The sequence below is a fragment of the Streptomyces triticirhizae genome (assembly GCF_003696235.1).
Classification (GTDB): Bacteria; Actinomycetota; Actinomycetes; order Streptomycetales; family Streptomycetaceae; genus Streptomyces; species Streptomyces triticirhizae.
This window is the reverse complement of record NZ_RFFJ01000206.1, coordinates 1-10,218: the sequence shown is the minus strand read 5'-3', so window position 1 is coordinate 10,218 and position 10,218 is coordinate 1. Positions and strand designations below refer to the sequence as shown.

Here is a 10,218-nt window from a genome sequence, read left to right as displayed (position 1 = left end):
GCGGCCGCCGGTGCCGGGGCCGTCGGGGCCGGTGCTGACGTGGGGGGCGGCGCGAACGCCGGGGGCGCGGCGGCCTGCCCACCGGGCGGGGCGAAGCCTGGCGCCGCGCCCTGCGGCTCCGGCTCGGGGGCGGCGTCCTCGGCGTCCTCCTCGACCTCGCCGCCGAAGTGCCGCAGCAGCGCGGCCAGTCCACCGTCGAAGCCCTGCCCCACGGCGGCGAACCGCCAGCCGTCCTTGCGGTAGAAGTCCCCGATCATCAGCGCGCGTTCGGTGGTGAAGGCGGAGCCGTCGAAGGAGTAACGGGCGACCTCCTCGCCGCCGGCCACGATCCGCAGATAGCCGGGGGCCGCCTGGGACATCGTCCCCTCACCGTCGATGGTGGCGGTGAACGCGAGCCGGTCGATGGACGGCGGGACCTTGTCCAGCGTGATCCGGAACGACTCCGTGTCCCCGGCCTGGGCACCGAGCAGTCGCAGCGCCCCCTCGGGCGAGGCGGGTTGGTTGTAGAAGACGAAGTACCGGTCGTCCGAGAGCTGTTCGGCCGCGTCCAGGCCGAAACAGCTGATGTCGAAGACCATCCCCGGCCCCGAGATCTGGACCCCCACGTAGAGATCCGTGCCCAGGGTCAGATCGGTGAGCCGGGCCTTCTGGCCGCGCTTGAATTGCGTCACCATCGGTAACGACCGTCCCCCATCCGCTAGCTGCACATCCGGCATCGCCAGACTAGCCAATGCCACGGACAGTGGTCGCTTCTCGGTCAGTCCCGTTGGGGGCAGGGGCTGTGCGGCAGCCGCTCGGCGGCGACGACGCCCTCCAGGAAGCCGCGCGCCCGCTCCGTGCGCGGGTAGCGCTCCAACAGCGCCCAGAAACCGGGACCGTGACCCGGCACCAGCAGATGGGCCAGCTCGTGCAGCAGCACGTAGTCGATCACGTACTCGGGCATTCCCTGAAGTCGGTGGGAGAGCCTGATAGTGCCGAGCGCCGGCGTGCAGGAGCCCCAGCGGGCGTTCTGGTTCGTGACCCAGCGCACGCTGTCCGGCCGCGCGCGCCCCTCGAAGTACCGCTCCGACAGCTCCCGGGCGCGGCGGAAGAGGTCCTCGTCGTCGAGCAGCCGCCGCTCCTCCTGGGCGGCCAGCTTCTCCAGCATCACCTCCACCCAGCGGCGCTCCTCGTCGGCGGACATCCGGGCGGGGATCAGGACCACGGTGCGATCGGCCTCGCGATAGGCCGATACCGTGCGACGACGCCGTGAGCTGCGGCGAACCTCGACGCGCTCCGGCTGCTCCCCGTCCAGCACCGGGCGGCCCACCGAGGGCGTGCGCTGCGGTGGGCCGGCGCTGTTCAGCGGGTCGGCGGACACACGCCGACGTTACCCGGTACGAGCCGGATATGTCCCGCTCGTCGATCACCGGGCGGGGGGCGCCAAAAGTCAACCACCCGCAGGTATGCACTATTTGTAATATTTTCTCGGCTTCCTGTGGATAACTTTCGGCATGCCCGGTGCGTACCCAGCATGATGGGGCCCGACAGTGCGCCGAGGGGCCCACAGGGGGCTCGAAGGGGGCCATCCCATGCATCCGATGATCAAGCCGTCGCTGCGCCGAGGCTGGCGGGACGAGAAGACCGTCCGTTACGGGGTGACGCCCGCGCACTCCGTGCTGTTCGGCCCGCTGGACACCGCGACGGAGAGCTTTCTCTCGCTGCTCGACGGGACGCGCGGCCTGCCCGCGCTGCGGGACGCGGCCGCCTCGCTCGGGCTGGGGGCCGAGGCGGCGGACCGGGTGACCAGGAAGCTGGCCAACGCGGGCGTGCTCGACGACGCGACGGCCGAGCCCCAGGCCGCCAGGGAGATCACCGACGCCATGCGGCCGGACCTGGCGTCGCTCTCCCTGCTCCACCCGGGGCCGGGCGACGGGCTCCGCGCCTGGACGGCCCGCCGCGCGGCCGGGGTGCTGGTCAGGGGCGCCGGCCGCGTCGGCGCCGCCGTCGCGGGCGCCCTCGCGCAGGCCGGCGTGGGCCGCGTCGAGGTGGCGGACGGCGGACGGGTCGCGCCGACGGACACCGCGCACGGGGGTCTGCGCCCCGAGAGCGTGGGCGAGCGCAGGGCCTCGGCGGCCCGGGCCCTGGTCCGATCGCTGTGCCCCTGGCGACGGGTCCCGACGGAGGAGCGGCGCGGGCCACGGCTGGTGATCGTCGCGCCCAGGGACGGGCTGGCGGCCTATGTCCCCGATCCGGATCGCGCCGAGGACCTGATGGCCACCGGGACCCCGCACCTGTACGCGGGCGTGGTCGAGGCCACGGGCTTCGTCGGCCCCCTGGTGCTGCCCGGCAGCACCGCCTGCGCCGGCTGCCTGCTGCGCACGCTCGGGGACCGGGAGCCGTCCTGGCCGATCCTGGTCTCCCAGTGGCGGAACGCCCGCAGCCCCGGGGTGCCCGCCTGCGACAGCGCCCTGGCCACCACCGTCGCGGGGCTGACGGCCTGCGCCGCGCTCGCCTTCCTCGACGGGCACGCGACCGTCCCGGCGCACAGCAGGACGGAGTACGTGCTGCCGGGCCCGACGACCACCACCCAGACGTTCTCCCCGCACCCGGAGTGCTCCTGCGGCGCCGCCCTCGCCGAGGCCCCGCGCCCCTCGACGCCGACGGGTCCACAATGAACGGAGGACCTGGCGCGACGGCCGTACGCCTGCCGGGAGTTGGAGGGGACATGTTTGATCTACCTCGCAAGGCGGTGACCAGGACCGCGAAGCTGGCCACGCTGCCGTTGAGCTTCGCCGGCCGGGCGACCTGGGGACTGGGCAAGCGGATCGGCGGGCGATCCGCCGAGCTGGTCGGGCAGGAGGTTCAGCAGCGCACCGCCCAGCAGTTGTTCTCCGTGCTGGGCGAGCTGAAGGGGGGCGCCATGAAGCTGGGCCAGGCGCTCTCGGTCTTCGAGTCGGCGCTGCCCGAGTCCGTGGCCGGCCCCTACCGGGCCGCGCTCACCAAGCTCCAGGAGGCCGCCCCGCCGATGCCGGCCAGCTCCGTGGTGCGCGCCATGGCCGAGCGGCTCGGCGAGGACTGGCGCGAGCGCTTCCTGGAGTTCGACGAGCGCCCCGCGGCCGCCGCCTCCATCGGCCAGGTGCACCGGGCGGTCTGGGCGGACGGCCGGGAGGTCGCCGTGAAGATCCAGTACCCGGGGGCCGGCGAGGCCCTCCTCTCCGACCTGGCCCAACTGAGCCGCTTCGCCCGCGTGTTGGCGCCCTGGGCGCCGGGGCTTGAGATCAAGCCGCTGCTTGAGGAGATGCGGGACCGGGTGGCCGAGGAGCTGGACTACGCCCTGGAGGCGGACTCCCAGCGGATCTGCGCCGACGCCTTCCGGGGCGACCCCGACGTGGTGGTGCCCGAGGTGGTCTGCCAGCGGGACGGCCTGCTGATCACCGAGTGGCTGGAGGGCACCCCGCTCTCCGAGGTGATCGCCGAGGGCGAGCCGGCCGAGCGGGACCGCGCGGGGCAGCTGCTGGCGCGCTTCCTGTTCTCCGGCACCGCCCGCACGGGGCTGCTCCACGCGGACGCGCACCCGGGGAACTTCCGGCTGGTGCCCGTCGAGGGCGAGCCGGTGGAGCGCTGGCGGTTGGGCGTGCTGGATTTCGGCGCGGTCAACCGACTGCCCGAGGGCCTGCCGCCGGCCATCGGCAGGGCGCTGCGGCTGTCGCTCGACGGCGCGGCCTCGGAGGTGTACGAGCAGCTGTGCGAGGAGGGCTTCGTCAAGGCGTCGATCGATCTGGACCCCGAGGAGGTGATGGACTACCTGCTGCCGATGACGGAGCCGGCTCGGGCGGAGGAGTTCACCTTCACCCGGGAGTGGCTGCGCACCCAGGCCGCGCGGATAGCCGATCCCCGGTCGTCGGCCCACCAGTTGGGGCGGCGCCTCAACCTGCCGCCGTCCTATCTGCTGATCCACCGGGTGACGCTCTCCACCATCGGCGTGCTCTGCCAGCTGAACGCGACGGTCAGACTGCGGGACGAGCTGGTCGCCGGCCTGCCCGGCTTCGGGGACGCGGACCTCCCGGGGCCCAGGGAGACGGCCGGGTCCGAGGACCCGGCCCGGGACGAAAGGCCGCCGGAGGGCGAGGAGTTGGCGCCGGGCGAGGAGTTGACGGGCGAGCGGGCGGCGGGCGTGGCGGACGACGCCGGGGAGCCCGGGGAGGAGCCGGCGGGTTCGGGGCGCGAGCGCACATGAGAGAACCGCCGGACGGCGCGCGGGCCGCGTGGTGCGGCCCGGCCGTCCGGCGGTCGGATGGTGGTTCAGTCGAGCGGACGCCCGGCGGTCACTGCATGACCGCCCGGGCCAGCGCCCGGCGGGCGCGCCGCGAGGCGCGCTCCGCTCGCCGCTGGAGCCGCTCGGACCGGCGGGCCTGGCGCTGGGCCTCGGCCAGCCTCCCGGCCATCCGGTGGGATGTGGCTTCCCTGGTGCGTTCTTCCATATGGGAACGCGCCATGGCTTCTGGGATGAGTTGCAACTTCCTGGTCCTGTTCTGTTCCTGTCGGGACTGACGTCGTCCGACGGGTCGGTGGCTGGAGGCCACCTCGGTAAGGGGGTCGATCGCGCGCAGCTGGTGGTGCCGTCGCGGCCCATAGGGGGCCGGTCGGCCGATGGTTCCGTGAGTGCTCATGCCGAGACCGGGTTCTTCCTGGGGCGGCCACGCGGCCGCTTCCTCGGCACGACCACGCCCTGGACGAACAGCTCGCCGCCCCAGACGCCCCAGGGCTCCCGGCGGTCCTTCGCGCCGGCCAGACAGGCCTCGCGCAGCGGACAGGTCCGACAGAGGGACTTGGCGTACTCGACGTCGGCGGGCGACTCGGCGAAGAACACCTCGGGGTCGTACGAACGGCAGGGCACGCTCTCGTCGAGGCGCTCGATGGCCTCGTCCAGCTCGTTCAGCGTGAACAGCGGGGTCACAGAAGTCTCCGGATCGGGTGGTGGGTTCAGGTCAGGTCGGGCGTACGGCGCGAGTGGCACGGTGTCGTCCTCGTGTCGTTGAGTTGTCGAACCGCTCGACGGGCTGCCGGGCGGCGGGGAAAGCAAAAGGGCCGCGAAACCCGGTGTGGGTTCCGCGGCCCCTGAGGTGCCGACCTGATCTCGCCGATCAGGTTGGATCACTCCAGGGATCGAGCCCGCGGAGGGCCCACATCGAGTGAAACTTGGTCCGCTGTCCGAAAATCCGGTGGCCGGCGCCGGCGAGATTGGCGGTGGCCGCGTAGGCGTCCACGCCTGCGGCTGCCGCCACTACTGCCATCTCGGGCGCCGAAATCGTTCGCTCCTCGCGAGAGACACCCCTGGCGTCGGACTCCACGCGGGCGGACGGCACGCGCGGCGGGACGACCGTGGACGGCAGGGCAGCGCAGAGCGCGGCGGAGCGGGCGACCACAGAACCGGTCAGTTTGGTGTCAGTCAGAACGATCACTGGAATCGCCTCCTTCGCGGCGTCTCGGGGGCGGCCTCTGCCACCCGGGATGTTCTCTCAGTAGAGCATGGCACCGCAGGAAGGGAAACCCTCCTCGGGCGCCACGTGGAGCACGCTATGCGGATTCCTCGCGCGGACGCAATCTATTTTTCGGTGTCCTCTTCGGAAGACTCCTCGGCCCGCTCCGGGAGTTGCTCTCCGGCGCAGAGCGCCAACAGTTCGTCGCCGAACTGGCGCAGCTTGTGCGGGCCCACCCCGGAGATGCGAGACAACTCACGTTCGTCGCCCGGCGGCTGCTCGGCGATGGCCATCAGGGTGGCGTCGGTGAAGACGGCGTACGCCGGGCGCCCCAACTCCTGGGCGCGCGCGAGGCGCCACTCGCGCATCCGCTCGTACAGCTCCTCGTCCATGGCCGAGGGGCAGTCGGCGCACCTCCGCAACTTCAGCTCGGTGGCCTCCGTCAGGGTCCGGCCGCAGACCCGGCACGGCACCGGCCCACGCGGCTTGCGCCCCCGCGCCGCGCCGCGCTCCACTCCCCCGGCGCCGCCGCGCCCCCGAGCCCCGTCGGCCGCCGAGCCCGGGCGCAGCCCGTCCAGGAAGCGGCTCGGCCGACGGCCGGCCCGGCCCCCCGGGGAACGGGCCAGCGCCCAGGACAGGCTGAGGTGGAACCTGGCCCTGGTGACGCCGACATAGAGCAGCCGACGCTCCTCCTCGATCTGCTCCGGGGTCTTGGCGTGGTTGATCGGCAGCATCCCGTCGGTGAGCCCGACGAGGAAGACCGCGTCCCACTCCAGGCCCTTCGCGGTGTGCAGGGAGGCCAGCGTGACGCCCTCGACCGTCGGCGCGTGCTGGGCGGCGGTCCGCTCGTCCAGCTCGGCGACGAAGTCCACCAGGGTGGCGCCCGGGCGGGCGCGTTGGAAGTCCTCGGCCAGCCGGACCAGCGCGCGCAGGGACTCCCAGCGGTCCCGCACCGCGCCCGAGCCGGCGGGCGGCTCCGGCGTCCAGCCGGTGCTCGCCAGCACCGCGCCGGCCTCGGCGGCCAGGCCCTCGGCGCCGGCCAGGGCCGCGTCGTTCCCCCCGGCGCGGGAGGCGCCGCGCAGGGCGAGGATCGCCTGGCGGATCTCCTGACGCTCGAAGAAGCGCTCGGCGCCCCGGAGTTGGTAGGGGACGCCGGCGTCGGCCAGGGCCTGCTCGTAGATCTCGGACTGGGCGTTGACCCGGTACAGGACGGCGATCTCGCTCGCCGGAACGCCGGCGCCGCCCTCGGCGACCGGCTTCATCAGCTCCCTGATGCGGCGGGCCGTGGCCTCGGCCTCGGCCGGCTCGTCCGGGTGCTCGGCGAAGACCGGCTCGGGCCCCGGGGGCCGCTGGGAGATCAGCTCCAGCCGGTGCTCGGCGGCGCGGCCCCTGGCCTGGGCGAGCAGCCCGTTGGCCAGATGGACGACCTGGGGCGAGGAGCGGTAGTCGCGCACCAGCTTGACCAGGGTGGCGTCGGGGTGGCGGGTGCGGAAGTTGAGGAGGTGGTCGGGGGTGGCGCCGGTGAAGGAGTAGATCGTCTGGCTGGCGTCCCCGACCACGCAGACGCTGTCCCGGTCCCCCAACCAGAGCTGGAGCAGGCGCTGTTGGAGGGGGCTGACGTCCTGGTACTCGTCGACGGTGAAGTGCTGGTACTGGCGGCGGACCGTGTCGGCGATGTCCGGCCGGTCGGTGAGGATGCCGACCGTCAGCAGCAGCACGTCCTCGAAGTCGATCAGGCCCCGGTCCTGCTTGAGCCGCTCGTAGGTCGCGTAGACCCTGCTGGTCTCGGCCGGGTCGCGCGGGGCGTCCCGGCCGGCCTTGACGACGGCGGCCGGGTAGTCCTCGGGGGTGGCCTGGGTGACCTTGGCCCACTCGATCTCGCCGAGCATGTCCCGCAGCTCGGCCCGCTCCAGCCGGATGCGGCAGCGCGCCCCGGCCTCGGCGACCAACTGCTGCTTGCGCTCCAGCAGCCGGGGCGGCTCGCCGCCGATCGCCCTGGGCCAGAAGAACTGGAGCTGCCGCAGGGCCGCCGCGTGGAAGGTGCGGGTCTGCACCCCGCCCGCGCCCAGCTGCCGCAGCCGGCCGCGCATCTCGCCCGCCGCCCTGGCGGTGAAGGTGACGGCGAGCACCGTGTTCGGCTGGTAGACGCCGGCGCGCACGCCGTAGGCGATGCGGTGGGTGATGGCTCTGGTCTTGCCCGTGCCGGCGCCGGCGAGGACGCAGACCGGGCCGTGCAGCGTGGTCGCGACGGTGCGCTGCTCGGGGTCGAGCCCGTCGAGCACGGCGTCCGCCGAGTCAGGAACGGCCGGGAAGGCACCGTGCGGTAGCGTCCCCTGCGGGACGCCGGCCGCGCGACTCCCCGGCGGAGTGCTCCCGGGCAACGGGCTCTCCGGCGGGACGGCTGAGGCGTGCGGTGCTGAAGTCACCCCGCCATGCTGCCAGGTCCTGCGGGACGCGTGCGTCGGGTTGTCCACAGCCCGTGGAATTTGTCGCACCGCGCGGGACGTTGCCCCAGCACGCAGCGGAACATCCCTGCGGTACCGAACGTAGGTCATGTCGCGAAGGAGTCGGACGATGCCGGGCACAGTGACGATGTACAGCACGACCTGGTGCGGCTACTGCCGTCGTTTGAAGAGCCAGATGGACCGCGAGGGCATCGCCTACACCGAGGTCGACATCGAGCAGGACCCGGAGGCCGTCGCCCTGGTGGAGCGGGCCAACGACGGCAACCGGACCGTTCCGACCCTGGTCGTCACCGGCGAGGGTGGCACCGAGACGACGATGACCAACCCCTCGCTCAACCAGGTCAAGAAGGCCCTGGCCGCCTGAGCGCCGCGCGGCGCCCCGGGCGTCCTGCGGCTCACCAGATCGAGGTGACCAGCGGCTTTCCGTACCACTGCTCGACCAGCCGGGAGGCGATGGAGACGCCGGACGGGGCCAACACCTCGCCCGACTCCATGGCCTCCCGCAGGTCGTCGCGGGAGAACCAGCGGGCCTCCTCGATCTCGTCGCCGTCCACCGTGACCTCGGTGCTGGTGGCGCGGGCGACGAAGCCCAGCATCAGGCTGGAGGGGAAAGGCCAGGGCTGGCTCGCCTGGTAGCTGACCTCCCCGATGGTGACGCCGACCTCCTCGGCGACCTCCCTGATCACGGCCTGCTCGATCGACTCCCCCGGCTCGACGAAGCCCGCCAGAGTCGAGAACCGGCCCTTGGGCCAGTGCAGTTGGCGCCCGAGCAGGGCCCGGTCGTCGTCGTCGAGGACCAGCATGATCACGGCCGGGTCGGTGCGCGGGTAGTGCTCGGCGCCGCAGGCGGGGCAGCGGCGGATGTGGCCGGCCGCCGCGATCACGGTGCGCTCGCCGCAGCGGGAGCAGAACCGGTGCAGCCGCTGCCAGTTCTCCAGGGCGACCGCGTGCACCATCAGCTCGCTGTCGCGGTCCGAGAGCAGCGCCGCCGCCTCGCGCAGCCCGGCGGGGCGCGCGGCGGCGTCCATGCGCCCCGGGAGTGCGTCCTTCTGGAGCGCGAAGTACCGCACGCCCTCCTCGTCGGTGCCCAGGAAGTACCGGTGGGCCTCGGTCAACGGGGCGTCGAAGGACGGCATCATCACCAGCTCGGTGCGGCCGTCCGGGGTCTCCTCGATCAGCGCCTGCCCGCCCGAGACCACGAAGACCCGGGTGCTCGGATGGCTCCAGGCGGCCCCCAGCCATGCCTCGTCCAGGCGGTGACCGGAGTCCCGGTCGATGCCTCCGGTGACGGTGAGAGGGATCGGCTGGACGACGCTGTCCTGGCTCGCCGGGGTGGTACTCATACCGGAAAGCCTAACCGGGATCGTTGGGCTCCCAGGAGTCCTCCCCCAGCAGCAGCCGTTCCAGGCCGCGCCGGCCGGGGAGCACGCTGGGCCGCACCAGCTCCCCGCTGCGCACATAGAGGAAGGCGGCGCTGACCTCACTCAACGGGAGCTGGTGGCGCTCGGCCCAGGCCAGCCGGTAGATGGCCAGCTGGAGCGGGTCGGCGTCCTGGCGGCGGGCGGTCTTCCAGTCGATGACCTCGAAGCGCGGGCCGGGCCGGCCGGGGGCGGGCGGCAGCCGGTAGACGGCGTCGATCCGGCCCCGGATCACCCGGCCGGCGAGCTGGAGCTGGAACGGGGCCTCGATCCGGTAGGGACGGCGGCGGGCGTACGGGGTGCGCTGGAACGCCTCCTTGAGCGCGGCCAGTTCGCGTTCGTCGCGGATCTCGGCGTCCTCGTCGGGGTCGCCGCCGGGCAGCTCGTCGGGGCCGAGCATCGGCAGCGGCAGCGTCTCGAAGCTGGACTGCACCCAGGCGTGGAAACGGGTGCCCCTGCGGGCCGCCGGCTGGGGCGGGCGGGGCATCGGCCGGGCCAGCTCGCGGGCGAAGCCCTCCGGGTCGGAGGCGAGCCGCTGGAGCTGGGTCGCGGTCAGCGACCACGGCAGCCGCACCTCCCGCACCCCGGCCCTGGCCTGGCGCAGCTCCTCGGCGAGCACGGGGAGGTCGCGGTCCCAGGAGGCCACGGTGCGCCGCTCCTCGGGCGTCAACGCGGCGGAGGCGTCGGCCGAGGCGTCGGAGAACGCGTCGGCGGAGGCGTCGGAGAACGCGTCGGCGGAGGCGTCGCCGGGGGAGACCGGCCCGTCGGGGGCCGCCCGTTGGTCCGCCCCGGCGGCGGACTGCGCCGGGATGGCGGCGCGCCCCCCGCCGTCGGCGGCGCGCCGGGCGGCCAGGTGGGTCAGCACGGCGCGGG

General features: G+C 73.6%; 11 protein-coding genes. 3 read left to right on the top strand and 8 right to left on the bottom strand.

Annotated elements, in window-relative coordinates:
• A partial coding sequence (locus EBN88_RS25340) for a TerD family protein (protein WP_147472836.1) occupies positions 1 to 674 on the bottom strand: 674 nt, incomplete at its 3' end.
• 83 nt (positions 675 to 757) lie between these two features.
• The gene (locus EBN88_RS25335) at positions 758 to 1,360 is read right to left on the bottom strand and encodes a M48 metallopeptidase family protein (RefSeq protein WP_122399383.1); all 603 of its coding nucleotides are present in this window, start codon (positions 1,358 to 1,360) and stop codon (positions 758 to 760) included.
• Positions 1,361 to 1,571: 211 nt separating this feature from the next.
• On the opposite strand from EBN88_RS25335, the gene EBN88_RS25330 reads away from it, so the two are divergent.
• Positions 1,572 to 2,657: a ThiF family adenylyltransferase gene (locus tag EBN88_RS25330; protein ID WP_122399382.1), complete on the top strand. Its 1,086-nt coding sequence runs from the start codon at positions 1,572 to 1,574 to the stop codon at positions 2,655 to 2,657.
• 50 nt (positions 2,658 to 2,707) lie between these two features.
• A complete protein-coding gene (locus EBN88_RS25325) occupies positions 2,708 to 4,219 on the top strand; it encodes an ABC1 kinase family protein (RefSeq protein WP_122399381.1) in 1,512 nt (503 codons plus the stop codon).
• Between the two features lie 88 nt (positions 4,220 to 4,307).
• On the opposite strand, the gene EBN88_RS25320 is transcribed toward EBN88_RS25325, so the two are convergent.
• The 4 genes from EBN88_RS25320 to EBN88_RS25305 all read right to left on the bottom strand — a co-directional run bounded on the left by EBN88_RS25320 (position 4,308) and on the right by EBN88_RS25305 (position 7,744).
• Positions 4,308 to 4,652 carry a hypothetical protein gene (locus tag EBN88_RS25320; RefSeq protein ID WP_122399380.1) on the bottom strand — a complete coding sequence of 115 codons (345 nt, stop codon included), beginning with the start codon at positions 4,650 to 4,652 and terminating at the stop codon, positions 4,308 to 4,310.
• Complete coding sequence (locus EBN88_RS25315; RefSeq protein ID WP_122399379.1) at positions 4,649 to 4,999, bottom strand: WhiB family transcriptional regulator; 351 nt, start codon at positions 4,997 to 4,999, stop codon at positions 4,649 to 4,651. The genes EBN88_RS25320 and EBN88_RS25315 overlap by 4 nt, the downstream gene beginning before the upstream one ends.
• A gap of 127 nt (positions 5,000 to 5,126) precedes the next feature.
• Entirely contained in the window at positions 5,127 to 5,444 is a 318-nt protein-coding gene (locus EBN88_RS25310; protein WP_122399378.1) for a hypothetical protein, read from the bottom strand.
• Positions 5,445 to 5,587: 143 nt separating this feature from the next.
• On the bottom strand, positions 5,588 to 7,744 hold the full coding sequence (locus tag EBN88_RS25305) for an ATP-dependent DNA helicase UvrD2 (protein ID WP_199742479.1): 2,157 nt from the start codon (positions 7,742 to 7,744) through the stop codon (positions 5,588 to 5,590).
• A gap of 292 nt (positions 7,745 to 8,036) precedes the next feature.
• Here EBN88_RS25305 and EBN88_RS25300 point away from each other — a divergent pair, with 292 nt between their 5' ends.
• Positions 8,037 to 8,291, top strand: a complete 255-nt coding sequence (locus tag EBN88_RS25300; protein ID WP_122399376.1) for a glutaredoxin family protein — start codon at positions 8,037 to 8,039, stop codon at positions 8,289 to 8,291.
• A 31-nt stretch (positions 8,292 to 8,322) separates the two neighbouring features.
• Here the strand turns inward: EBN88_RS25300 and nudC are convergent, their stop codons facing one another.
• Entirely contained in the window at positions 8,323 to 9,270 is a 948-nt protein-coding gene (gene nudC, locus EBN88_RS25295) for an NAD(+) diphosphatase (protein WP_122399375.1), read from the bottom strand.
• Positions 9,271 to 9,280: 10 nt separating this feature from the next.
• Positions 9,281 to 10,218, bottom strand: a 938-nt coding sequence (locus EBN88_RS25290; RefSeq protein ID WP_233580950.1) for a PD-(D/E)XK nuclease family protein, incomplete at its 5' end; no start/stop codon positions are given.

Bases quoted from the DNA above. Each gene is read 5' to 3' on its own strand.
- EBN88_RS25330 (WP_122399382.1), top strand. From the start codon at position 1,572: ATGCATCCGATGATCAAGCCGTCGCTGCGCCGAGGCTGGCGGGACGAG.
- EBN88_RS25325 (WP_122399381.1), top strand. From the start codon at position 2,708: ATGTTTGATCTACCTCGCAAGGCGGTGACCAGGACCGCGAAGCTGGCC.
- EBN88_RS25320 (WP_122399380.1), bottom strand. From the start codon at position 4,652: ATGAGCACTCACGGAACCATCGGCCGACCGGCCCCCTATGGGCCGCGA.
- EBN88_RS25300 (WP_122399376.1), top strand. From the start codon at position 8,037: ATGCCGGGCACAGTGACGATGTACAGCACGACCTGGTGCGGCTACTGC.
- nudC (WP_122399375.1), bottom strand. From the start codon at position 9,270: ATGAGTACCACCCCGGCGAGCCAGGACAGCGTCGTCCAGCCGATCCCT.